Genomic DNA, 24,476 nt, shown 5'->3' on the forward strand with positions numbered 1-24,476 from the left:
CACCGATGATCTCCGAATCGACCACCTCGACCCCCCGTGACGAGCCCGGCTCGTTCCGGGACCCGGACAACCAGATCTTCTACGCCGACGGCGCGGTGCTCCGCGGCCTGGGACCCCAGGCCGCGAGGGACTGGGCGGCGGTCCGGGACAGCGCCTTCCTGGCGCCGCTGATGGCCGCCGGTAAGGTCGTCGCCACCGAGACCGTCGAGCCGGGGGACCTGCCCGCGGTGGTCGCCGACCGGTGGACGACGGTGCTGCGACACGAGCGGGTGCCGTTCGTGTCCTACCCCTACGAGTGGTCCTTCGCCCAACTGCGCGACGCCGCCCGCCTGCACCTGGAGGTGCTGGAGGCGGCGCTCGCCGACGGGGTCACCATGACCGACGGCTCGGCGTACAACCTGCAGTGGCGCGGGGTCGACCCGGTCTTCATCGACGTGGGCTCGTTCCAGCCGGCCGCTGCCGGTGAACCATGGGCCGGCTACCGGCAGTTCTGTCAGACCATGCTCTATCCGTTGATGCTGCAGGCGCATCTGGGCCTGGACTTCCAGCCGTTGCTGCGGGCGCGCATCGACGGCATCGAGTCGGGTCAGATGCGGCGGCTGTTCCGCGGTGCCCGGCGGTGGCGGGCCGGTGTGTTCAAGCACATCCACCTGCACGACGCGATGCAGACCCGGCACGCCTCGGCCAGTACCGGATCGGTGCGGGCGGAGATCCGCGACGCCGGGTTCTCCACCGAACTCGTCCGGGCCACGGTTCGGGCCGTCGCCAAGCTGGTGGACCGCCTGGACTGGGCTCCGCCGGGCAGCCACTGGGTCGACTACCAGCAGACCTGTACGTACTCCGATGCTGACCGGACGGCGAAGACCGCCTTCGTCGACGCCGAACTCGCCGCACACCGCCCGGGGACGGTGTTCGACCTCGGTGCCAACGACGGCACGTACTCCCGGATCGCCGCCGCCCACGCCGAGCAGGTGGTGGCCGTGGAGAGCGACCCGGCGGTCGTCGACCACCTGTACCGGCGGCTGCGCGCTGACGGGCAGCGGCGGATCCTGCCGATCCTGATGGACCTCGCCGACCCGTCGCCCGGCGGTGGCTGGGCCGGTGACGAGCGTACGTCGTTCACCGCCCGGGCCCGGGCGGACACGGTGCTGGCCCTGGCGGTCATCCACCACCTGGCGATCGGGCGCAACGTGCCGCTGCCACGGGTCCTGGACTGGCTGACCGGCCTGCTTCCGGCCGGCGGCGGCACCGGCCAGATGATCATCGAGTTTGTCCACCCGGACGATCCGATGGCCCGGCAACTGCTCGCGAACAAGCCCGCCGGGCTCTTCCCCGACTACCACCGGGCGGAGTTCGAGCGGCTGCTCGCCGAACGGTACGAGATCACCCGGCGGGAGGAACTCCCGTCCGGCACCCGGACGTTGTACGCCGGGGTCCCGCGTGGCTGACGCGGAACCCGGTACCGCCGCGGCGGTACCGGCCCCGCCTACCCGCCGGGCGACGGAGCTGCGTCGGCTGCTGGAGATCGTCGCACTGTGCGGCCTGGTCGTTGCGCAGCCGTTGCTGGACGTCGTCGGGCGCAGCCCGGACTTCTTCCTCTTCCACGGTGCCGGAACGGCCGAGATCCTGCTGCTGGTGGCGTTCTACGTGGTCGTACCGCCCCTGGTCTGCTGGCTGCCCGGCGCGCTGATCGGACTGGCCGGTCCGCCGGTCCGCCGGACCGCCCACCTGGTGACGGTCGGGCTGCTGCTGGTCGCCCTGGCGGTACAGGTCGGCAAGCATCTGCTGCCGATCCGAGGTATGTCGCTGCTGGCCGCCGCGCTGCTGGCCGGTGCCGCCGTGACCTGGGCCTACCGGCGCTGGGGTGGGCTGGGGCAGCTGCTGCGGCTGGCCGCCGTCGGACCAGCGGTCTTCGTGGTGCTGTTCGTGTTCACCTCGCCGGCCTCGGCGGTGGTGCTCGGCAGCGAGCGGACCAGCGCCGGGCCCGGCACGGCTACCGGCGACGGCGAGCATCCACCGGTGGTGGTGCTGATCCTCGACGAGCTGCCGCTGTTGTCGCTGCTCGGCCCGGACGGGCGGATCGACGCCGAACGCTACCCCAACTTCGCCGAGCTGGCCGCCGGCTCGACCTGGTACCGCAACGCCACCGCGGTCAGCGGCTGGACCCCGTACGCGTTGCCGGCGATGCTGTCCGGCCGGTATCCCGAACGCGAGGTGGCACCCCACTACTCCCAGCACCCGGACAACCTGTTCAGCGCGCTCGGCGGCACCTACCAGATCCGGGCGCAGGAGAGCATCACCGAGCTCTGCGCGCCGAGTCGCTGCGAGGCGGAGTCCGCCACGGCGGCCCTGCCGGTGCTGTTCCAGGAGACGGCCGCACTGCTCGGCCAGATCCTGTCGCCGGTGGAAAGTCACGACGACCCGACGGCGAGTTTCCGCGAGCCGACCCGTCGCGACGCCGGCCTCGCCGGTGGCGACGTCCCGACCGACCCCAGGTTCCGGTTCGACGCACTCGACGACAACCAGCCAGCCCGGTTCACCACGTTCATCGACGGGCTGGCAACCCCGGACCAGGGGCCAACGCTGCATTTTCTCCACCTGCTGATGCCGCACGCGCCGTGGAGCTACCTGCCGTCCGGTGTCCGCTACGAGGCTCCCGAGGACTTCCCGAACGAAGGTGCCGGCTGGGTGGAGCTGGCCCGTCAGCGGCACCTGGCCCAGCTCGGCTACACCGACGGACTGATCGGACAGACCCTGGCGGCGCTGCGGTCCAGCGGCCGCTACGACGACGCGCTGCTCGTCGTCACCGCCGACCACGGGGTGAGCTTCACCCTCGGGGAGCAGGGACGGGGCATGGGTGCGGTGCGGGCCGCGCCGGCCGAGGTGCTGTGGGTGCCGACCTTCGTCAAGGAGCCGGGCCAGCAGGCCGGTCGGGTCGACGACCGTAACTGGGAGCATGTCGACCTGCTGCCGACCATCGCGGCGCACGCGGGCATCGACCTGCCGTTCGAGGTCGACGGCCGATGTGGCAGCTGCCCGCCCCGAGAACGGGCGGACAAGCAGTTCCGGGACGTTCCGGGTCAGCCGGTGACGGTGCCGGGCCCGGCGACGTTCGCCGCCCTGACCACCGGGCAGGCCGGTCCGCCGTTACCCGCGCCGCTGGTGCCGGAGCTGGTCGGTCGCGCGGTCGCCGAACTGCCGGTCACCGACGACGGTGTTCGCGCCACCATCAGCAACGCCGACAGCTACACCGACGTCGACCCGGCAAGCGGTAACCTGCCCGCGCTGGCGTACGGCGAACTGCCCGACCGGGTGAGGACCGGTGCTCCGCTCGCGGTGGCGGTGAACGGGCGGATCGCCACCGTGGTGCCGGCGCTGGCCCCGGACGCTGAGGGGCGGCGATTCGCCGCACTGATCACCGACGAGTCGCTGTGGCGCTCCGGTGACAACCGGGTGGAGATCTTCGAGGTGGTCGGTGACGGTACCGAGCTGCGGCGGCGCACCGACTGACTAGTGCTTTCATCCGTTTCTGGGGTGTTTCGTGGTGTCCGGCCACCGGATCGGGTGACGCATCCCTCACCCTCACCTGCTCGCTGCGGCAGCGCACCACCGCAGGATTACGGTAAGAAATGAGGCACTCGACGAAGATCTGCCGGCGAAGTGAGGGACCATATGACGGATGTGAAGCTGGACCATCCCGGTGGCCAACTGTCGATGCCGGTGCAGCCGGCTATCGAAGGTCCGCCCGGGATCGAGGTCGGGGCGCTGCTGAAGGAGACCGGTCACGTCACGTTCGACCCGGGCTACGTCAACACCGCCTCCTGCGCGTCGGCGATCACCTACATCGACGGCGATGCCGGGATCCTGCGTTATCGGGGCTACCCCATCGACCAACTGGCCGGCAAGGCGTCCTTCCTTGAGGTCAGCTACCTGCTCATCTACGGCGAGCTGCCGACCAGTGACGAGTTGGCCGCTTTCAGTGAGCGGATTCGGCTGCACACGTTGCTGCACGAGGAGATGCGCCGGTTCTTCGACGGCTTTCCCCGGGACGCGCACCCGATGGCGGTGCTCTCCTCCGCAGTGAGCGCGCTGTCGACCTTCTACCAGGACAGCCTGGATCCGTTCGACACCGACCACGTCGAAATCTCCACCGTGCGGCTGATGGCCAAGGTGCCGACCATCGCCTCGTACGCGTACAAGAAGTCGATCGGCCAGCCGCTGCTCTACCCGGACAACGCGCTCGGCTACGTGGAGAACTTCCTGCGGATGACGTTCGGCGTGCCGGCCACCGAGTACCAGGCCGACCCGGTCATCGCGCAGGTGCTGGACATGCTGTTCGTGCTGCACGCCGATCACGAGCAGAACTGCTCGACGTCGACGGTGCGGCTGGTCGGCTCCAGCAACGCCAACCTGTTCGCCTCGGTCTCGGCCGGGGTCAACGCGTTGTTCGGGCCGCTGCACGGCGGTGCCAACCAGGCGGTGCTGGAGATGCTGCAGGAGATTCACGCTTCCGGCGGCGACGTCCAGAACTTCGTCCGGCGGGTGAAGAACAAGGAGGCCGGGGTCAAGCTGATGGGCTTCGGCCATCGGGTCTACAAGAACTACGACCCGCGGGCGGCCATCGTCAAGCAGGCGGCGCAGGACGTGCTGGGCCGGCTGGACAAGCCAGACCCGTTGCTGGACATCGCGATGCAGCTGGAGGAGATCGCGCTCGCCGACGACTTCTTCGTCTCCCGCAAGCTCTACCCGAACGTGGACTTCTACACCGGGCTGATCTACAAGGCGATGGGCTTCCCGCCGAAAATGTTCACCGTGCTGTTCGCCCTGGGCCGACTGCCCGGTTGGATCGCGCAGTGGCGGGAGATGATCGCCGACCCGACCAACAAGATCGGCCGGCCCCGGCAGCTCTACGTCGGTCCGCAGGAGCGTCAGTTCGTCCCGGTCGACCAGCGCTGAACCACATCGGCGGGGTCGCCTGCGACCGCAGGCGACCCCGCCGATGGCGTCGGACGGGTCAGTCGGTGCGCGGGTCGGACGTGTGGTCGGCCGCCGGTCGGCCACCAGCGTCGTTGGTCCGCCTCACCGGGTCCGGGCGCAGCCAGACCGCGGCGAAGGGCCCGACCTGCACGACGGCGGACGCCGGCTGACCGTGCAGTGGCGCACCGTCCGCCGTGACGGCCCCGAGGTTGCCGACGTTCGACCCGCCGTACCACTCGGCGTCGGTGTTGATCGTCTCCTGCCAGCGGCCGGGCTGCGGCAGTCCGATCCGGTATCCGTGCCGGGGCACCCCGGAAAAGTTGACCACGCAGGCCAGGACGCTACCGTCGCGGGCGTGCCGGAGGAACGAGACGACGTTGGCCGCCCGGTCGGTGTGGTCGATCCACCCGAACCCGTCCGGTGTCACGTCCAGCTCCCACAACGCCGGGCACTGCCGGTAGACCGCGTTCAGGTCCCGGAGCAGGTTGCGTACCCCGCCGACCGCCGGATCGGCGGCCAGCGACCAGTCGAGCCCGCGCTGTTCGCTCCATTCCTGCTCGTCGGCGAGTTCACTGCCCATGAACAGCAGTTGCTTGCCGGGGAACGCCCACATGTAGGCCAGCAGCCCACGCAGTCCGGCCAGCCGCTGCCACCGGTCGCCGGGCAGCTTCGCGGTCAGCGAGCCCTTGCCGTGCACCACCTCGTCGTGGCTGATCGGCAGCAGGAACTGCTCAGTGTGCGCGTACGCCGCCGGCCAGGTCATCTCGTCGTGGTGGTGGCTGCGGTGCACCGGGTCGCGGGCCAGGTAGCTCAGCGTGTCGTGCATCCAGCCCATGTTCCACTTGAGCCCGAAGCCGAGCCCGCCCCAGTCGGTGGGTCTGGTGACCCCCGGCCAGGCGGTGGACTCCTCAGCGATCATCACGACGCCCGGATTGAGCCGGTACGCGGTGGCGTTGAGCTCCTTGAGCAACTCGATCGCCTCGGTGTGGGCGTTGCCGCCGGAGTCGTTGGGCAGCCACTGACCCGGCCCACGCGAGTAGTCCAGGTAGAGCATCGAGGCGACCGCGTCGACCCGTAGCCCGTCGACGTGGAACTCCTCCAGCCAGTACAGGGCGTTGGCGACGAGGAAGTTGCGTACCTCCCGCCGGCCGTAGTCGAAGATCAGGCTGCCCCAGTCGGGGTGCTCGCCACGGCGCGGATCCGGATGTTCGTACAGTGCGGTGCCGTCGAACCGGGCCAGGGCCCAGGCGTCGCGGGGGAAGTGCGCCGGCACCCAGTCCAGCAGGACCCCGATACCCGCGCCGTGCAGCCGGTCGACCAGGTACCGGAAGTCGTCCGGGGTGCCGAACCGGGAGGTCGGCGCGTAGTAGCCGGTCACCTGGTACCCCCAGGAGCCGCCGAACGGATGCTCCATCACCGGCATCAACTCGACGTGGGTGAAGCCCAGGTCCGACACGTAGGAGACCAGTTGGTCGGCCAGTTCCCGGTAGCTGAGCCCGGGGCGCCACGAGCCGAGGTGCACCTCGTAGACGGACATCGGCCGGGCGTGGTGGTCACCGCGCCGGTTGCGCAACCAGTCCGCGTCCTGCCAGACGTACCCGGACTGGTACACCACCGAGGCCGTCCGGGGCGGCACCTCGGTGGCCTGCGCCATCGGGTCGGCCCGGTCCGCCCAGGAGCCGTCGGCACCCTGGACACGGTACTTGTACCGCTGTCCGGCGACGACGCCCGGCACGAAGCCGGCCCACACGCCACCGGATCCGAGCCGGTCCAACTCCTGGCCTTCGTACGGGCCCCAGCCGGGGCCGTCGCCGATCACCCGGACCCGGCGGGCGTTCGGCGCCCACACCGCGAACCGGCATCCGCCGGGCAGCGGGTGGGCACCGAGCATCCGCCACAGTTGTTCGTGGCGTCCTTCGGCGAACAGGTGCAGGTCGATGTCGCCGATCGTCTCGGTCAGGGCAGCCTCCCGGGTAGCGGTCATCTGCTCCCCGCGCCGGCGAGGAGGTTTCCGTCCGGGATGACGATAGTGGCCTTTCCGTGCGCCATTCGGGCGGCCGCCCGTTCGGTGGCGAACGCCGAGGACTGGACGATCGCGGCGGAGTAGGTCGCCGCGGTGCGGTGCGCGATCGCCGCCCAGCCGTACTGGTCGTGGACCATCCGGCGGGCCTGCCGGGCCACCTGCCGGGCCAGCGTCGTGTCGGCCAGCAAGGTGCCGACCGCGTTGGCCAGTCCGTCCGGATCCTTGGGTTGGAAGGTCATTCCGGTGACCCCGGGTTCGACGATCTCGGCGAGTCCGCCGGTGGCCGACACGGCCAGCGGCGCGCCGGCCGCGGCGCCCTCCAACGCCACCATGCCGAACGGCTCGTAGACGCTGGGCACCGCGAAGCAGTCCGACGCCGCCATCAACGCCGGCAGGTCGGTGCCGCCGAGGAAGCCGGGCAGCGTGACCGCGTCGCGTAGCCCGAGCCGGTCGATGTCGGCCTCCAGTTCGGCGCGGTACGGACCGTCGCCAGCGATCACCAGCCGGACGTTCGGGTGCTGGCGGCGCAGCCGGGGCAGCGCGGCGATCAGGTGCTGTACGCCCTTCTCGTAGACCAGCCGGCCGACGAACGACACCAGCGGCCCGTCGCCGGCGAACCGTGCCCGGGCGGCGGTGACCGCGTCCGTCGGCACCTGCCAGCGGCGGGCGTCCACCCCGTTGGCCACCACGTCGACCCGGTCCGGGCGCACCCCGAACAGGCTCAGCACCTCGTCGCGCATGTACGCCGAGCAGGTGATCACCCGGCCGGACTCGTGGCCGAGCCAGTGTTCGATGGAGTGGATGGACTTGTTCATCTCGTCGGGCAGCCAGCCCTGGTGGCGGCCGGCCTCGGTGGCGTGGATGGTGGCGACGAGGGGGATGTCGAGGTGTTCCTTGAGGGTGATGGCGGTGTGGGTGACGAGCCAGTCGTGGGCGTGGATGACGTCGTATTCGGCGGTCTGGGTGGCGCGCAGGGCGGCGCGGGTGAGGGTGTGGTTGAAGGCCATGGTCCAGGCGAGGAGGCTGGGGGTGGCCAGGGGGAACAGGGGTGGGTCCTCGGCGGCGCGGATGATGCGGACGCCGTCGGCGTATTCCTCGAGGGGGGCGCCGGGGGCGTGGCGGGTGACGACGGTGACCTCGTGGCCGGCGTTGGCCAGGGCGACGGAGAGGGCGTGTACGTGTCGGCCCAGTCCGCCGACCAGCACCGGTGGGTACTCCCAGGACAGCATCAGGATCCGGCGGCGTCCGTCGGCGGCGGCGTCGCCGGCGGCCGGCAGCGGCGGGTGCGGTCGGGACGTCGGGACCGGACGGCACAGGCCGTCCTGAGTGACCAGTGCGTTGGCGAACTGGTCGCCGACCCGCAGGGGCATCGCGATCTTCTCCATCCATTCGAACAGGTGCGGGTGCGCCGGCGCCGGTGACGGCAGGACAGGCGGTGAGAGGGTGTTGCGGCGGTGATCTGGTGCTGCGCGACGAGGTCGAGCGGTGGCCGATGGCCGTGGCGCGAGTGAGGAGAGGTGGCCGACGGCCGGTGGCGGGCGGGCTGCCACGCTGCGGTGCGTGGTGCCGCCGTACTCAAGGAAACGACATCCGGACCGGATCCGCATCCCGTAGGTACCGGAGGTGACCGAAGACACTCGGCCCCGGGTCGCCGGTGCCCCTGATGCCCGGCCGGCCGGCGGTCAGCGGCGGCAGAGTGCCAGCGGACCCGGCCGGTCGGGGGCCGGGTCCACCGGGTCGGCGGTGTCGGTCACCGCCGCCGGCGGTGCCAGCAGCAGGATCCCGACACCGGCGGTGCCGCAGGCGCACACCAGCAGCACCATCGCGAGCGGTCCGTCGGCGAAGCGTTCCCCGAACAGGGCCACCCCGATCACCGCCGACGCGACCGGGTTGGCCAGCGTGACCGTGGCCAGCGGCGCGCCGAGGCCGCCGCCGCGGTAGGCGAGCTGTGACAGCAGCACCCCGGCGATGGCCATCGCGGCGACGGCCGGCACGGTCGGGCCGATCAGGGCGGCCGCTGCGTGTTCGGCGTACTCGCGGGTCACCGCGTGGGTCAGCGCGGATGCGACGGCGAACGCGATGCCGGCGCCGGTGGCGTACAGCAGGCTCCGGGGCACCGGGCGGCGCAGTGCCGCGGTGCCGGCGATCATCGCGGTGAGCACGACGGCGCTGGCCACGATCAGGACAGTGCCGTCCGCTGCGGTCATCCCGTCGCCGCTGCCCGGCACCGTCAGGCTGAGCAGCAGGAGCAGACCGAGTACGGTCGCCGCGGCACCGACCCACTGCCGGGCGGCGACCCGCCGGGCGGTGAACGCGGCGCCGATCGGCAGGGCCAGCACGAGCGTCAGGACGCCGAGCGGCTGTACCACCGACAGGGGGCCGTACGCGAGCGCCGCCACGTGCAGTAGCGCGCCGGCGGCGTTCAGCGCCACCGACAGCCACCAGCGCCGCGCCCTTAGCAGCGCCCGGACGATCGCCCGCCAGGGGGTCTGGGCCCCGAGCCGGACGGCGAGCCGTTCCTGGACCACGGCGCCGAGGGCGTACGCGAGGGCCGAGGCGACAGCGAAGGCCACGGAGATCAGTAAGTCGGTCACGACCGGGCCCGTCGGCACCCTTGGCGCGTCATCGTCCCATGATCCCTCACCCGACGCCGGTCACCCTCACCCCGTCGGGGGGCAGTTGTCTCCGTCTCACGAAGTACCTCGTTGTCGGGGGTTCCTCCGTCTGGCGGAGGACGGAACCGGAGTGGATCTCCGGGTGGTGGCCAGAACGCTCAGGCCAGAACGCTCAGGCCAGAACCTCAGGCCAGAACCTCAGGCCAGAACGACGACCAGCCCGGCGAGTGCGACCAGGAAGAGGAGTCCGAGGACCGCCTGGAACAGCAGCGCCGGACCGAGGTGCGACCAGACGGTCGGGGTCCGTGGGGTGAGGAACTGGCCGGTGGTGAGGTTGACGATGCGTTCCACCCGGGGCGGCAGTTCGGGATCCTTCTGCCGGCGTACCGTCACCTGCACGTGGTCGGCCGGGTCGAGGGCGCTCTGCGGCACATGTCCGTGGATCTCCATCTCGCACAGCACCCCGGCGGTGTCCCGGATGTGCAGGGGGGTCACCAGGAACTCGGGCCCGTTGCGCAGCTCCTTCCACTTGCGGCGAGCGGCGGTGGAGCCGCTTCCGGCCAGGCGGATCGAGGCGAGCACCGCGCCGAGCGCTCGGATCACCCCGGCCGCCGCGAGGACCCCGATCAGGATGGGCTGACCGACTTTGATCGGCCGGGAGTAGCCGCCGACCAGACGGACCACGTGTCCGGTGATGATCGGCCCGGGCCGGTGGACGGCTCGCTCGGGGAAAAGTTCGGGATCCATCCATCACCACCCAATGTTTGCGTTTGTTCACTCATTGTATCGAGGTGGTCGAGTGAATGCTGTGAATGAATGGGTTCATGGGGGAGGTGGTGGTTGATTTGAGGTGATTAGTCGAGCTGTCCGGGTATGCCGGCGGAGAGAGGAGGGGGTACGTCATGGATCTGTCCTTCCTGCGGCCGCTCTACGCCCGGCCCGGACCGTGGGCGTCGGTTTACCTGGACGCCTCACACGACACCGAGGACGCGGTGGACGCGCTCGAACTGCGCTGGCGGGCGCTGCGTGATCAGCTGAACCAGCAGGGCGCCGATCCGGCGACGGTCGCGGCGCTGGGCGCGGCGGTGACCCGGCATGTGCCCCGCGCCGGTGAGTACGGCCTCGCGCTCAGCGCCGCCAGCGGCGACGTGGTGCTGCACAATTACCTGCCGGCACCGCCCCCGCATGACCTCGCCACGGTCGGCCCGCTGCCGCACGCGATGCCGCTGGTCGCCCAGCGGGGCGAGGAGATCAGCTGGCTGCGGGTCCTGGTCAGTCGCACCGGGGCCGAGATCGACGCGGTCAGCGCCGGCGGGTTGCCCCGGCAGGCCGGCGTCGACGGTCCGGCCGCCCACCCGATCCGCAAGGTCAAACCGGGGGCCTGGTCCCAGGCCCGGTTCCAGCGGGCGGCCGAGGTGTCGTGGCGGCGCAACGCCGGTGCCAGCGCCGCGGCGACGGCGGCATTGGCCGACCAGATCGGGGCCGAGGTGCTGGTGGTCGCCGGCGACCCGGACGCACGCCAGCTTCTGGTCGGCCAGCTGCCGAGGCGCTGGCAGTCGCGTACGGTGCAGACCGATGCCGGGTCGCGGGCGGTGGGTGCCGACCCCGAGCCGTTGACCGAGGCCACCATCCAGGCCATCGCCGCGGTGGCCGCCGAGCACACCGACCGGGCACTTGACCGCTACGGCGCGCAACAGGGTCGGGGCGATGGGCTGCCCGCCGTGGTCGACGCGCTGCAGCGGGCTCAGGTCGACACGCTGCTGCTGGTCGACGACCCCTCCTCGACCCAGCGGGTCTGGATCGGTCCGGAGCCGACCCAGATCGCCCTGGATCCGGGCGACCTGGCCGTCATGGCGGTGGACGAGCCCTGCGAGGTCCGCGCCGACGCGGCGCTGCTGCGCGCGCTGGCGGCCACCGACGCCGATCTGGTGCTGGTCGGTCCCGGCGATGCGGATCTGGCCGGCGGGGTCGGCGCCGTGCTGCGGTATTCCGATCCGGTCACCAGCTGAGCGCACTGCCGGTGCGTCGGCCGCCGTCCTCGGCGTGGAATTTTCATGGCATTCGGATCGGGTGGCGTCGTCACTGCCAGTAGGGTCCGGCTTAGTGAGGGCGTCCGTCCGGTGCTGGACCGGACTCGCGACCCGATCAATGTGCCGGAATGCGGAGCTCAGGGCCGGATCACCGGGGAGGGGCGAAATGTCCGGACAAAGGCGTACGGTAACTCGTTCGGAACACGCGCTGGAGGACCTCGACGGAGCAGCTCTGTCCTACGCGGCCCGATTCGCCGACCAGGCTGAGAGCCGGCGCCGGGATCTGCGGGAGGAGCTCGTCCAGCTGGCCCTGCCGTTCGCCGGTCGGCTGGCCCGGCGTTACCGCGGTCGCGGCGAGCCGCTGGAGGATCTCGAGCAGGTCGCCCGGCTCGGGCTGGTCAAGGCGGTGGACCGCTACGACCCAGACCGTGGCTCGTTCACCGCCTACGCGGCGGTGACCATCACTGGAGAGATCAAACGCCACTTCCGGGACCGGACCTGGGGCGTGCACGTGCCCCGCCGGCTGCAGGATCTCACCATCGAGGTGAGCCAGGCGACCGCGGTGCTGACCAGCGAGCTGTCCCGGTCGCCGACCGTCGCCGAACTCGCCGCGCGGCTGGACACCTCCGAAGAGGACATCCTCGCGGCCCTGGAATCCGCCGCCGGCTACACACCCGCGTCGCTGAACGGGCCGGTCGGCGACGACGGACCCGCCGAGCTGGGCGACATGTTCGGCGCGCTCGACGCCGACCTGGAGTCCGTCGACGACCGGCTCACGGTCAGCGGGCTGCTCTACCGGCTGCCGGCCCGGGAACGCCGGATCCTCGCCATGCGCTTCTACGGCAACTACACCCAGTCGGACATCGCCGCCGAGTTCGGCATCTCCCAGATGCATGTCTCCCGGCTGCTGTCCCGGACCCTGACCTGGCTGCGCCAGGCGATGCTGACCGACGCCCCGCCCCGGTGGGAGTCCGGGATCGCCCAGCCGGAGCCGGCCGACGTCGCGCTGACCGTCTCCGTGCGGCGCGTCGACGGCCGGACCGAGATCGGCCTGACCGGCGAACTCGACCGGGAGGCGGCCGAACGGGTCCGCGCCGGACTGGTCGACGCGGTCCGGGCCGCCGGCCCCGACGCCGAGGTCCTGGTCGACCTGGACGGCGTCGGCTTCGTCGACGCCGCCGGCATCGCCGCGTTGCTGGCCAGCCACGAGGCCGCCCGCCGGGCGGCGGTACGGCTACGGTTCGCCCGGCCCCAGCCCTATGTGCGACGCAGCCTGACCGTGGCCGGCCTGGCACCGCTGTTCGCCGTGGTCTGAGCCGGTCCCGCCCGCTACCTCGATCGGGGGAACCGGTGCCGGCTGGCGCTGACGGCGTTACCGGCGCCGATAGCGTGCCGACCGTGAAACAACGTGGAAACCGCCTGGTCGCGGCAATCGTCGCAGGCGCGGGCACGTTCGCCTTCGGCATCTCCGGAGCTGGGGACGACACGTCGAACTCCGGTGCCATCGCACTGGTCGGGTTGGTGGTCGGTTTGATCGTGTTCCACGCCACCAAGCCGAGTGCGGGAAGCAAATAGCCCGGTCGGCGGTTCCGGCCGGGCTCGGCGTCAGCCGGCGGCCGCGGTGGTCGCCAGCGCCCGCCGGTGCTGGCCCAACGGGGGCCGTTCCTGGACCGACACGTCGCTGACGACGATCTCGCGTTCCAGATTGCTCAGCGCCGCGGCCTCGCCGCGCCGGAACTGGGTGAGCAGGCCGCCGGGCGGACGCTCCGAGATCACCCAGCCCTTTCGGTAGAGCCGCGACCAGGCGGTCAACAGGATCTGGGCGGACATCCGCCCCAACGCCTCGGTGCTCTGGTGCCGGTGCCGCCGCTCGCCGAGATCGACCTGAGCCAGGGAGTCCAGCCCGCAGACGTCGAGCAGGTCGATCAGCATCGCGGTCTCCACCCCGTAGCCGGAGACGAACGGGATCTGTTCCAGCACATCGCGTCGGCCGGCGTACTCGCCGGCCAACGGCTGGACGAATCCCGACAGGTCCGGCCAGAAGAGGTTGAACAGCGGTCGAGCCATGATCTCCGTGACCCGGCCACCGGCATCCGCCTCGACGTCACTCGACCGCACCAGCGGCCGATGGTAGAAGCCCTTGACAAAGCTGACCGACTCGTCGGTGAGCAGCGGGCCGAGCAGCCCGGTCACGAAGGCCGGCTGGAACTCCCGCAGGTCGGCGTCGACGAAGGCGATCAGATCCCCGTCGGTGGCGGCCAGGCCGGCCCAGAGCGCGTCACCCTTGCCCTCCAGTCGCGGCAGCCCTCGGGTCATCTCGTCCTGGCCGACGACCCGGGCGCCGGCGGCGGCGGCCACGGCCGCCGTGCTGTCGTCGGACCGGGAGTCGACCACCACCACGTCGTCGACCAGCGGCACCCGGTCCACCAGGTTCCCGACGATCGACTCGACGATGGCGCCGACAGTGGCCTCCTCGTTGCGGGCCGGCAGTACGACGCTCACCCGCCGACCGGTCCTGGCCTTGGCCATGGCCAGTTCCCAGGGCGTCCACCGGCCCGCCGTCCCGGTGCGCCGGGCGGTCCAGTCCGCAACCGTGGGAGCGACGGCCGTTCGCGCGTACCCCATGATCCACCCCCGTGATGACACTCGATCAGCTGCTGGCTACCCCGCCCAGCGGGCGGTATGCGTCGTCCGATCGGGGTTCGGCCGCCACGGCCGAGCGTCCTGGGGCGGGTGGGGCACCGCGAGCCGGACGCGTCGCGTAGCGTTGACGGTCATGGGTGTGTCGCAGCGTCTGAAGAGTCGGTTCCGGCGTTTCCTCCAGCGGCCGGGCAGCACGGTCGACCTCGCTCCGTTGGCGAAACTGCTCCCCGACATCGCCGGCCGGGAGGACGACCTGCGGGCGCTCGACGACGCCGAGTTGACCGCCGAGGCCGGCCGGGCCAACGAGTTCGTCGACCTCTGCGCGGTCGGCCGGGAGGCTGCCCGGCGGGCGATCGACGAGCGGCCGTTCGACGAGCAACTGCTCGGCGCAATGTCCCTGCTGGCCGGCAAGGTCGCGGAGATGGCCACCGGTGAGGGCAAGACCCTGACCGCCACGATCGCCGCCTACGGGCACGTGCGGCGGGGCAACGGCCCGGTGCATGTGCTGACGGTCAACGACTACCTCGCCCGCCGAGACGCCGAGTGGATGGCGCCGGTCTACCAGTTGCTCGGGCTGACCGTCGGCTGGGTCACCGAGAGCAGCAGCCCCGAGCAGCGGCGGACCGCGTACCAGCGGGATGTCACCTACGTGTCGGTGAGCGAGGCCGGCTTCGACTTCCTGCGTGACCAGTTGGTCACCGATATCGCCGACCGGGTCCAGCCACCGCTGTCCACGGCGATCGTCGACGAGGCCGACTCGATCCTCATCGACGAGGCCCGGGTGCCGATGGTGCTGGCCGGGGCGGTCGTCGGTGAGCAGGACCCGGTGCACGCCGCCGCCACACTGGTACGCGGGCTGCGCGCCGGCCGGGACTACGAGGTCGCCGACGACGGCCGCAGCGTCGCGTTCACCTCCGCCGGGCTGGCCGCGGTCGAGGCCAAGCTGGACGGCGTCGACCTGTACGCCGACGACAACGTCGGGCAGCTGTCCGCGATCCACGTCGCCCTGCACGCCCACGCGTTGCTGCACCGCGACGTCGACTACATCGTCCGCGACGGGGCCGTGGAGCTGGTGGACGAGATGCGCGGCCGGGTGGCGCAGCGCCGCCGGTGGCCGGACGGGCTGCAGGCGGCGGTCGAGGCCAAGGAAGGCCTGAACGCCACGGCCGAGGGTGAGGTGCTCGGCACCATCACCGTGCAGGCGTTCGTCGCGGCGTACCGCACCCTGTGCGGGATGACCGCGACGGCGGTCCTCGTCGGCGACCAGCTCCGCGAGTTCTTCAAGCTGGAGGTGGCGGTGATCCCGCCACACACCCCGTGCGTACGGACCGACGAGCCGGACCGGATCTATGCCACCCGCGCCGAGAAGGACGAGGCGCTGGTCGCCGAGATCAGCTCGGCCCACGCCACCGGGCGTCCGGTGCTGATCGGCACCCTCGACGTCAAGGAGTCGGAGAGCCTCGCGGCCTCGCTGGGCGAGGCCGGCGTTGCCTGCGTGGTACTCAACGCCAAGAACGACGACGAGGAAGCCGCGATCATCGCCGAAGCCGGTGCGCTGGGGGCGGTGACGGTCTCCACCCAGATGGCCGGGCGCGGCGTGGACATCCGCCTCGGCGGCAGCGACCAGTCCGACCGGGACCAGGTCGCCGAGCTGGGCGGGCTGTACGTGATCGGCAGCGGCCGGCACGACAGCCGGCGGGTGGACAACCAGTTGCGCGGCCGGGCCGGTCGCCAGGGCGACCCGGGTGGCTCGGTGTTCTTCGTCAGCCTGGAGGACGACCTGGTCGTCCGGCACGCCCCGGACGCGATCCCACCCTCGCCCCGGATGACGCCCGACGGCATCGTCCAGGACGAGCAGGTGGACTTCGCCATCGAACACGCCCAGCGGATCGCCGAGGGTGTCGACTACGAGATCCACCGGAACACCTGGCGCTACAGCGTGGTGATCGAACAGCAGCGCAAGGCGCTCGCGGAGCGGCGTGAGCGGCTGCTGACCACCGAGGTCGCCGCGCTGATGCTGATGGACCGGTTCCCGCAGCGGTGCGCCGAGATGGACGAGGATCTGCTGTCGCGGGCCGCCCGTTCGATCGCCCTCTACCACCTGGACCGGCTCTGGACCGAACACCTCGCCGAACTGTCCGAGGTGCGCGAGGGCGTGCATCTGCGGGCACTCGGCCGGCTCGATCCACTCGACGAGTTCCACCGGGCGGCCGTGCCCGCGTTCAACCAGCTGATTCCGGAGATCGAGGCCCGCACCGTCGCGACTTTCGAACAGACCGAGTTCGACGAGGACTGGCAGCCCGACGAGGCCCAACTGGTACGGCCCAGTGCGACCTGGACCTACCTGGTGCACGACAACCCGTTCGGCTCCGAGCTGGACCGGCTGATCTCGTCCGTTGGCCGCCGGCTCAGTGGCAGCGGCCGCCGCTGAGCCCGGCCCGGGTGCGATCGCGTTGACACCTGCCGACCCGGCGGACAGCAGGCTGGCCGTACTGGAGACCGCCGCCCTGCTACGGGAGTTGACCGCCGGCATGATCCGGTGCACCGATTTCGATCAGGCGGCGGAGCATCTCGCCCGCACCACCCGGTCCGCGCTGCCCGGGGTGACGTACGCGAGCGTCTGCTTTCTCCGGGCCGGCCGGCCTGCCTCGGTGGCGGCGTCCGATCCACTGGTCAAGGACCTGGATGAGCTTCAGTACGCCTCCGACGGGCCGGCGATGACCGCGATCCGGGACCGCGAGATCGTGCTGGCCGCGCCGGGTGCCGACCCGTCGCGCTGGCCGCAGTGGAGTCGGGCGGCGGTCGACCGGGGGATCCGTTCCGTGCTCAGCGCGCCGGTGGACGTCGACGACGAGTCGATCGGTGCGGTCAACCTGTACGCGGACCGGGACGGAGCGCTCGGTGCCGGCGAGCAGCTGACCGCCCTGCTCCTCGCCGAGCACGCCGGACTGCTCCTCGCCGCGGTCCGGGACCGGCGTCGCGACGCGGCGGCGGGCGGGGCCGACGGCGATCGGCCGGAGTACGGCGACGTGATCGGCCCGGCGATCGGCATCGTGATGACCCAGCGGCGGTGCCCGGCCGGGGAGGCGCTCGCGGTGCTGCGCGAAGCGGCCGAGGCGACCGCGATGCCGTTGCCGGAGGTCGCCGAGCGGTTGGTGGCGTCGGTGCTGCGGACCGACAGCCAGCAGCGGTGATGGCGGGTGGGTTCGCGGCGGGAGATAATCGGGTAGCACCGGTGGTGTGACCGGTGTGACCAGTGGGAAGGGCGTGAGGGCGATGCAGGCGCAACTCCGCGTGCCCGGCCAGCCGATCCAGCCGATGCTGGTGACCCTGCCGTTCGGACTCTTCGTCTGTGCGGCCCTGTTCGACATCTCGGTGCTGGCCGGGGCACCCGACCTGTTTGGTGAGGTCGGCTACTGGACGTTGGTCGCCGGGCTGGCCGCGATGGCGCTGACCGTGGCGGTGGGTCTGGTCGATCTCTGGGACGAACCGCCCGGTCCGGTCCGCTCCTCGCTGGTCCGGTTCAACCTGATCAGTACGGCGATGGGCGGGCTGTTCCTGCTCGCCGGCCTGATCCGTACCTCCGGTCCGACGTCGTTGGCCGGTGTCCCGTTGTTGATCGTGGAGCTGGTCGGCCTCGGCGTGGGGGTGGCGGGGCTGCGCCACGGTACGGCTCTGCTGCGCCACGTCGGGGAGGTAGCGGCCGCCGACGAGCGCGGCCGCCGGTCGGACGGGTTGGACGCGTTGGCCCGCCGGTAGCTGACTCCTCGTGCGCGACCGGTTCGCGCACGACCGTTGGGTGCCGGCTCAGCTGTCCAGCAGGTCCCGCATCCGGTTGATCTCGACGGCCTGCTCGGCGGCGATCGAGGTGGCGAGTTCCTCGATGGTCACGTCGCTGCCGCCGGTGAGCACCCGGTCGGACATTTCGACGGCGCCTTGGTGGTGGTCGATCATCATCGCCACGAAGAGCCGGTCGAACTCGGCCCCCCGGGCGGCCGCTAGCTCCCGGACGGCCTGCTCGGTCTGCATCCCGGGCATCGTGTCGTGGTCGTGTCCACCGGCCGGTAACCGCCGGTCCCGCAGCCACTGCCGGAGTACGGCGATCTCGGCGGTCTGTCCTGCCCGGATGCGGTCGGCGAAGGCCCGTACCCCTGGGTCGGCACTGCGGTCGGCGGCGAGCGCTGCCATCTGCACGGCCTGGGTGTGGTGCGGGATCATCATCTGGACGTACCAGGTGTCCAGTGCGTTGTACTGCGGTGGATCGATGGTCACGTCCGTTGCGGGGCGCAGCTCGGCCGGCTCGCCGGGCCGGCCGGGCAGGATCACCGGCGGTGCGTTCGTGGTCCCGTCGGCGCCGGTGGATGTTCCCACCGGCTCGGTCGCTGCGTCGCCGGTGGTGGTCGTGGCCGAGGTCGTTGCGGTGGTCCGCAGCACGACCACCGCGACGACGACCACGGCCGGTATCAGGGCGAGTGCCAGTAGCCGTCGGTGCCGGCCGAGTGACAGTCGGGACATCGGGCCTCCCGAGGTGGACGGTCGCGATGCTATCCGGCTAACTCCATGTATCGATGTGATCACTGTCACATCGATGTTGGCAACTCGGCGGTATCGTCGCAGCATCATCAATCCCTTTCGAAGGGTGCCGCACATGATCAGACGTTCCCCACGAGGGCCGCGGCAGCTCCGGACCGTGGCAGTGGCGGCGATCGCCGTCCTGTTCGGCAGCACCGCGTTGGCGACACCTAGTCATGCAGGGACCCCGTTCGACGTCGACTGCGCCGACGCCACCGACGCGCTGGCGGTCGAGTTGTGCCTGGCCCAGGCATCGGCGGCGGGGGCCGACGACCCCGGACTCGGCGTCGACGAGATCGACAGCAGTCGGAACCTGCGCCAGATCGCCAGCCTGCCCAAGCCCGCGCCGTTCGACACCGAGTCCTCGTTGAACTCGGACCTCGCCTTCCAGGGCAGGTACGCCTTCGTCGGCAACTACAACGGCTTCGTGATCTACGACATCGCCAACCCACGGCGGCCGCGGCTGGTGTCGCAGGTGGTCTGCCCGGGTGGGCAGAACGACGTGTCGGTCCACGGTGACCTGCTGTTCCTGTCCACAGACTCGTCGCGCAGTGACGACTCCTGTGCCAGCACCTCCCAGTCCGCGTCGGTGAAGGAGTCCTGGGAGGGCATCAAGATCTTCGACATCCGGGACAAGAGCAACCCTCGGTACGTCAAGTCCGTCGAGACGAACTGCGGCTCACACACCCACACCCTGGTGCCGGCGAAGAGCCGCAATTTCGTCTATCTCTACGTCTCGTCGTACAACCCGTCAACGAACTTCCCGGACTGCCAGCCACCGCACGACCTGATCTCGATCGTCAAGGTGCCGTTGAAGAAGCCGACCGACGCGGCCGTGGTGGCCACTCCGGCGATCTTCCCGGACGGCGGCAACCCGGGCGGCAACGGCAGCGCCACCACCACCGGCTGCCACGACATCACCGCGTACCCGCAGAAGGATCTCGCGGCGGGCGCCTGCATGGGCGACGGCGTGCTGTTGGACATCTCCGACCGGGAGGCACCCCGGGTCGTCCACCAGGTCCGGGACACCACCAACTTCGCCTTCTGGCACTCGGCGACGTTCAACAACTCGGGTACCAAGGTGGTCTTCACCGACGAACTCGGCGGCGGCGGGGCGGCGACCTGCAACCCGACCATCGGTCCCGAGCGGGGGGCGAGCGCGATCTATGACATCACCGGTACGGGTGACGCTCGGACGCTGGTGTTTCGCAGCTACTTCAAGATTCCACGGACCAACGGGTCGACCGAGAACTGTGTGGCCCACAACGGTTCGCTGATTCCGGTGCTGGGCCGCGACATCATGGTCCAGGCCTGGTACCAGGGCGGTATCTCGGTCTGGGACTTCACCAACTCGGCTAGGCCGCAGGAGATCGCCTACTGGGAGCGGGGACCGTACTCGGACACCCGGATGGTCACCGGCGGACCATGGTCGGCGTACTACTACAACGGCTACATCTACTCCAGCGACATCCAGAAGGGTCTGGATGTGCTGGACCTCAAGGACTGGCGTACGGCGAGCGCCAAGCTGGTCCGGTTCCCGGAGCTGAACGTGCAGACCCAGCCCTGGTACCTCAGCTGGTGACACCGCGCCGGTGAGACGGAGGCAGCTGGCGGGTGGTCGGACCGCGGTCCGACCACCCGCCGCCGCCTGACTAGTTGGCCGGATGTTCATCCATAGGTCGCTGAACGTTCGGCTTCGGCGCGTTGTGCTCGATGGCGGTGCCGCCGGCAGGACCGTAGTGGTTGGAACGCAACGGCGGTCCCGTCGTCGAGGTCGACGCGTCGGAGGTGGCGGTGACGGGACGAGCCGTGGTGCTCGGTGCTGGCGGGGACGGTTGGGCCGGCTGGCAGTTGGGGATGCTCGTCGGACTCGACCGGGCGGGCGCCGGACTGCGCACCCCGGATCTGGTGGTGGGGACGGCGACCGGTGCCCTGGTGGCGGCGCTGGTCTACGGCGCCGCTGGCCCTGCCGCGGCCGTGCGCACCGTACGGCGGGCCGGGACCTGGCCGGTGGCGGCCCGGCAGACCGACTACGAACTGGTTGACGAGACCCGCCGGAGCCTGCGCGCCGGCGGTGCCACGTCGTCGCAGGCCCGGGTACAGCTCGGTCGGCTGGCGCTCGCCGCCGACCCGTCGGACGCCACCGTCTGCGCCACGGCGGACCTGCTGCGCGACCACCGCTGGCCCAGCGCACCCCGGCTGCTGGTCACCGCGGTCGACGCGGACAGCGGTCAGCTGGTGGCGTGGGACTCGACGGCCGGCATCGCCCTGCCGCGGGCGGTCGCGGCCAGTTGCGCGCTGCCGGGGGTGACCGGGCCGGTGGCGGTGGACGGCCGCCGGTACATCAGCGGCGCGGTCCGTTCGACGAGCAACCCGGACCTGGCGGCCAGCGCGGCGACGGTGATGGTTCTGGCCGGCGGGCCGGCAAAGGTCGAGGCGGCGGCCTGGCGGGGTCGTCCCGCCGCCGGTCGTCCCGCCGCGCTCGTGTTCCTGACGCCGGACGCGACCTCGCGAGCGGCGCTCGCCGGCGACCCGGGTGATCCGGTCGTGTTCGCGGCGGCGCTCGCCGCAGGTGAGCGTCAGTCGTCGGGGTACGCCGGCCAGGTTCGCGCCCGCTGGGGTACGTCAGCCGAGCACGGCGGCGATCAGCAGCAGCGTGACGGCGGTGGCGACCGTGGAGAGCACCACCGAGTCCCGGGCGAGGCGTTGACCGCGCTGGTACCTAGTGGCGAAGATGAAGACGTTCTGCGCCGTCGGTAGCGCGGCGGTGACAACTGCGGCGAGCAACGCGGTGCCGCTGAGGCCGAGACCGTGTCGGGCGATCAGGTAGGCCACCGCTGGCTGGCCGAGCACCTTGAGGGCGACAGCGGTGTAGCGTTCCCGGGCCTGCGGGTCGGCTGCCAGCGGTCGGCTTCCGGGCAGGGACATTCCGAGGGCCAGCAGGGCCAGCGGTACGGCGGCCGCACCGAGCAACTCGAAGGGCCGCAGCAGCTCGGCGGGTGGCTGCCAGCGGCTGACCGCCAGCGCCAGGCCCGCCGCCGAGGCGATCATGATCGGGTTGCGGGCCGGCAGGGACAGCAGCCGACGGACGGACGGACGGCGGTCGCCGGCGGTGAGGTCCAGGACGGCGAAGGCCACCGGTGCCGCGACGAGTACCTGGAACAGCAGCACCGGCGCGACGACCGAGACGTCGTCGAGCACGTACGCCGCTACCGGGATGCCGAGGTTGGCTGCGTTCACATAGGACGCGCCGAGCGTGCCGATGGTGACGTCGCCGGCCGGCCGGTGCCACAGCCAACCGGCTAGTGCCAGGTAGCCGGCCGCCACCACCACGGTGCTCGCCAGGTAGGCGAGGAACGCGGGGGTGAACACCTCGGTCGGGGACGTGCCGGCCAGGGTGGTGAACAACAGCGCCGGTGTCGCGATGAAGAAGGTCAGCCGGGCCAGGACGGCGGTGCCGTCCGGGCCGAGCAGCTCGAAACGGCCGATCAGGTACCCGATCAGGGTGACCGACCAGATCGCGGCGAACCCGGCGACGATGGCGCGCATGTGATCATCCTGCCGGTTCGCCAATAGCACCGAGGTCGGGTATCCAGAGCGAGCAATCGATTACGGTGCGCTTGTCAATCATCACATTCCTGCAACGCAGTCCGGTATTGACCCGGGAGCGTGCGAACGGCAGCATCGGTTCGTGCGCAGCCGCCGGCACACCGGGTCGTCCCCTGTGTCCGGTGCCGGCTGCCGCGTCCCACCCGGCTACCGTTGCGTACGGACACCGGCCGGCGGCCGGGGATGCACGCTTCCGGCCGGAACTGTCTAGGAGGACCATGTCGGTCAGCCCCGCCTCGTCGCGCGCCGGCTGGTCCGGTTTGCCACCGTCTGGTGCGGCCCGTCCGCCCGCCGCGCCCCGGCGGGGGACCGGCCCGGCGATGGCGACCGTGACCGTCACCGTGTCGATTCCGCTCACCGCCGGTGAGGAAGCGCTCTCGTCGTCCGCCCGTCAGTTGTTGGAGGCCGCCCGGGAGTTGGTGGAACGGGGTGAGGCGACGGTGGAGATGCCGGCGGCCGACGCGGCCCGGGCGCAGCCAGGCGCGGTGCTCGACCAGATCGTCGCCGGCCGCGACGGGTCCGGTCCGACGCCGGCGGCCGGCGGGGTGTTCACCGAATCCGCCACCCGGTCAGGGCGGACCGCAACGGTCACCGTGCCGGCACTGCACGTCATGGTCGCGTCGCGGACCGTTCTGTTGGACGGCGAGCCGCTGCTGTTGACCCGACTCGAGTTCGATCTCCTGCTGCACCTGGTGGAGAACCCTCGCCGGGTCTTCACCCGGCTGCAGCTGCTCGCCGCGGTGTGGGGCTACGAGCACACCGGGGTGCGTACCGTGGACGTGCACATCCGCCGGCTCCGCGGCAAGGTGGGCAACTCGCCTCTGATCACCACCGTGTACGGCGTCGGCTACCGGCTCGCCGACGACGTCCGGGTCAGCATCGACACCGCCGGCTGATCACACCGCCGGCGAACACCGGTCGGCGTCGGCGAGGCCCGAAGGCGCGTGGCTGGTCAAGGGCCGGACGGGGTTTGCCGGCCGTCGGCGACGGGTAAGTGGCGGATCTCGCGGCGACCCGGGTGTGCCGGAGTCCGATCCGGTCGTGGCTCGCCGTACTCGATCTGAAGGGGGATGGGCGCATGCTGACGCATGACGTGAACCGGCGACCGGGTCTCGGCGCGCCGGGAACCGTAGGTGCACCGGGAACCATCGACAGTGATCGGATCCGCACCGCGCTGACCAGTCGGTACCAGGAGCTGACGGCTGAGTACGAGCAGGCGATGACGCAGAGCCAGGTGCTCCGGCTGGTCGAAGGGGGCGACACCGCCGGCGACGACCAGGCCGACAGTGGTACGAAGACCGCCGAGCGGGACGCGGCCCAGTCCCTGATCCGGACCATCCTGGAGCGTCGTACCCAGTTCGAGCATGCCCTGGCCCGGCTCGCCGCCGGCGACTACGGGCGTTGCGAGGGCTGTGCCGCAGCCATTCCGGTGGAGCGGCTGGAGATCTATCCCTCGGCCACCACCTGCGTCACCTGCAAGCAGTCCCGCGAGCGGCGGGCAGCCTGACCGAGGCCGCGCGGAATCGCCAGCGCCCCCCGGATCACCGGCACCACGAACCGACGAGGGAGCACGAGATGACGACTGCCCAGTTGACTGCCATTGACGCCACGGTGGACAAGACCAACCGGCTGCTCAGCGAGATCGAACACGAACTCGGCTGGCCGGCCCAGCGCCGCCAGCAGTCCTACTCGGCGCTCACCGCCGTGCTGCACACGTTGCGCGACCGGCTACCCCTGGCCGAGGTGGTGCAGTTCGCGGCGCAACTGCCGCTGCTGGTCCGCGGGCTGTACTACGAGGGCTGGGACGCCACATCGGCGCCGGCGAAGCTGGACCGTGCCGAGTTTCTCGCCCGGGTGCGACGGGACTTCCCGTTCGACGTCGAGGGCGGCACCGAACAGGTCATCCGGACGGTAAGCCGGGTGCTGCGGCGGCACGTCAGCTCCGGCGAGTGGGACGACGTGCTGGCCACTTTGCCGGTCGAACTGCGCGACCTGTTGAGCGACTGA

Annotated in this window: 20 protein-coding genes and 1 pseudogene; 14 read left to right on the plus strand and 7 right to left on the minus strand. The window is 71.1% G+C overall.

All coding sequences use genetic code 11. The features are described from left to right. The first annotated feature begins 5 nt into the window (after positions 1-5). The 3 genes from O7629_RS10825 (at position 6) to O7629_RS10835 (ending at position 4,956) form a co-directional block, all read left to right on the plus strand. Positions 6-1,448, plus strand: a complete 1,443-nt coding sequence (locus O7629_RS10825) for a methyltransferase (protein ID WP_278168957.1) — start codon at positions 6-8, stop codon at positions 1,446-1,448. Then, a complete protein-coding gene (locus O7629_RS10830) occupies positions 1,441-3,510 on the plus strand; it encodes a sulfatase-like hydrolase/transferase (RefSeq protein ID WP_278168958.1) in 2,070 nt (689 codons plus the stop codon). Before O7629_RS10825 ends, O7629_RS10830 begins: the two co-directional genes overlap by 8 nt. Before the next feature lie 162 nt (positions 3,511-3,672). After that, complete coding sequence (locus O7629_RS10835) at positions 3,673-4,956, plus strand: citrate synthase (protein ID WP_123601467.1); 1,284 nt, start codon at positions 3,673-3,675, stop codon at positions 4,954-4,956. Positions 4,957-5,014: 58 nt separating this feature from the next. Here the strand turns inward: O7629_RS10835 and glgB are convergent, their stop codons facing one another. The 4 genes from glgB to O7629_RS10855 form a co-directional block, all read right to left on the minus strand. Continuing rightward, the gene (gene glgB / locus O7629_RS10840; RefSeq protein ID WP_278168959.1) at positions 5,015-6,961 is read right to left on the minus strand and encodes a 1,4-alpha-glucan branching protein GlgB; all 1,947 of its coding nucleotides are present in this window, start codon (positions 6,959-6,961) and stop codon (positions 5,015-5,017) included. Next, positions 6,958-8,229 (minus strand): glycosyltransferase family 4 protein, encoded by a 1,272-nt coding sequence (locus O7629_RS10845; RefSeq protein ID WP_278174490.1) that lies wholly within the window; start codon positions 8,227-8,229, stop codon positions 6,958-6,960. The genes glgB and O7629_RS10845 overlap by 4 nt, the downstream gene beginning before the upstream one ends. A 453-nt stretch (positions 8,230-8,682) precedes the next feature. Then, positions 8,683-9,594 (minus strand): DMT family transporter, encoded by a 912-nt coding sequence (locus O7629_RS10850; protein WP_278168961.1) that lies wholly within the window; start codon positions 9,592-9,594, stop codon positions 8,683-8,685. Between the two features lie 219 nt (positions 9,595-9,813). Further along, positions 9,814-10,362: a hypothetical protein gene (locus O7629_RS10855; protein WP_278168964.1), complete on the minus strand. Its 549-nt coding sequence runs from the start codon at positions 10,360-10,362 to the stop codon at positions 9,814-9,816. Between the two features lie 155 nt (positions 10,363-10,517). On the opposite strand from O7629_RS10855, the gene O7629_RS10860 reads away from it, so the two are divergent. From O7629_RS10860 to O7629_RS10870, 3 genes are all read left to right on the plus strand, one after another. Further along, positions 10,518-11,624 (plus strand): Vms1/Ankzf1 family peptidyl-tRNA hydrolase, encoded by a 1,107-nt coding sequence (locus O7629_RS10860; protein WP_278168965.1) that lies wholly within the window; start codon positions 10,518-10,520, stop codon positions 11,622-11,624. Between the two features lie 187 nt (positions 11,625-11,811). Further along, entirely contained in the window at positions 11,812-12,960 is a 1,149-nt protein-coding gene (locus O7629_RS10865; RefSeq protein WP_278168966.1) for a SigB/SigF/SigG family RNA polymerase sigma factor, read from the plus strand. Positions 12,961-13,043: 83 nt separating this feature from the next. Then, a complete protein-coding gene (locus O7629_RS10870; RefSeq protein ID WP_158632101.1) occupies positions 13,044-13,220 on the plus strand; it encodes a hypothetical protein in 177 nt (58 codons plus the stop codon). A gap of 30 nt (positions 13,221-13,250) precedes the next feature. Here the strand turns inward: O7629_RS10870 and O7629_RS10875 are convergent, their stop codons facing one another. Next, on the minus strand, positions 13,251-14,270 hold the full coding sequence (locus O7629_RS10875) for a glucosyl-3-phosphoglycerate synthase (protein ID WP_278168967.1): 1,020 nt from the start codon (positions 14,268-14,270) through the stop codon (positions 13,251-13,253). A gap of 151 nt (positions 14,271-14,421) precedes the next feature. Here O7629_RS10875 and secA2 point away from each other — a divergent pair, with 151 nt between their 5' ends. From secA2 to O7629_RS10890, 3 genes are all read left to right on the plus strand, one after another. Further along, positions 14,422-16,719, plus strand: a complete 2,298-nt coding sequence (secA2, locus tag O7629_RS10880) for an accessory Sec system translocase SecA2 (RefSeq protein ID WP_278168968.1) — start codon at positions 14,422-14,424, stop codon at positions 16,717-16,719. 100 nt (positions 16,720-16,819) lie between these two features. Next, positions 16,820-17,482, plus strand: coding sequence for a GAF and ANTAR domain-containing protein (locus tag O7629_RS10885; RefSeq protein ID WP_278174491.1), 663 nt, complete (start codon positions 16,820-16,822; stop codon positions 17,480-17,482). Between the two features lie 82 nt (positions 17,483-17,564). Continuing rightward, the gene (locus O7629_RS10890) at positions 17,565-18,047 is read left to right on the plus strand and encodes a DUF2231 domain-containing protein (RefSeq protein WP_347403724.1); all 483 of its coding nucleotides are present in this window, start codon (positions 17,565-17,567) and stop codon (positions 18,045-18,047) included. Between the two features lie 48 nt (positions 18,048-18,095). Here O7629_RS10890 and O7629_RS10895 read toward each other — a convergent pair whose 3' ends face one another. Next, entirely contained in the window at positions 18,096-18,803 is a 708-nt protein-coding gene (locus O7629_RS10895; RefSeq protein WP_278168970.1) for a DUF305 domain-containing protein, read from the minus strand. Between the two features lie 133 nt (positions 18,804-18,936). On the opposite strand from O7629_RS10895, the gene O7629_RS10900 reads away from it, so the two are divergent. Further along, positions 18,937-20,442, plus strand: coding sequence for a hypothetical protein (locus tag O7629_RS10900; RefSeq protein WP_278168971.1), 1,506 nt, complete (start codon positions 18,937-18,939; stop codon positions 20,440-20,442). A gap of 230 nt (positions 20,443-20,672) precedes the next feature. Continuing rightward, positions 20,673-21,224, plus strand: a pseudogene (locus O7629_RS10905) (patatin-like phospholipase family protein); the annotation flags it as partial. Between the two features lie 261 nt (positions 21,225-21,485). Here O7629_RS10905 and O7629_RS10910 read toward each other — a convergent pair. Further along, positions 21,486-22,409, minus strand: coding sequence for an AEC family transporter (locus tag O7629_RS10910; protein ID WP_278168972.1), 924 nt, complete (start codon positions 22,407-22,409; stop codon positions 21,486-21,488). A gap of 278 nt (positions 22,410-22,687) precedes the next feature. Between O7629_RS10910 and O7629_RS10915 the strand changes: the two genes are divergently transcribed. From O7629_RS10915 to O7629_RS10925, 3 genes are all read left to right on the plus strand, one after another. Further along, positions 22,688-23,365 (plus strand): winged helix-turn-helix domain-containing protein, encoded by a 678-nt coding sequence (locus tag O7629_RS10915; RefSeq protein WP_278168975.1) that lies wholly within the window; start codon positions 22,688-22,690, stop codon positions 23,363-23,365. A gap of 182 nt (positions 23,366-23,547) precedes the next feature. Further along, a complete protein-coding gene (locus tag O7629_RS10920) occupies positions 23,548-23,976 on the plus strand; it encodes a TraR/DksA C4-type zinc finger protein (protein WP_278168976.1) in 429 nt (142 codons plus the stop codon). Between the two features lie 68 nt (positions 23,977-24,044). After that, positions 24,045-24,476, plus strand: coding sequence for a DUF2267 domain-containing protein (locus O7629_RS10925; protein WP_278168978.1), 432 nt, complete (start codon positions 24,045-24,047; stop codon positions 24,474-24,476).

Origin of the sequence: Solwaraspora sp. WMMD792, from assembly GCF_029626105.1 — a bacterium.
GTDB lineage: Bacteria > Actinomycetota > Actinomycetes > Mycobacteriales > Micromonosporaceae > Micromonospora_E.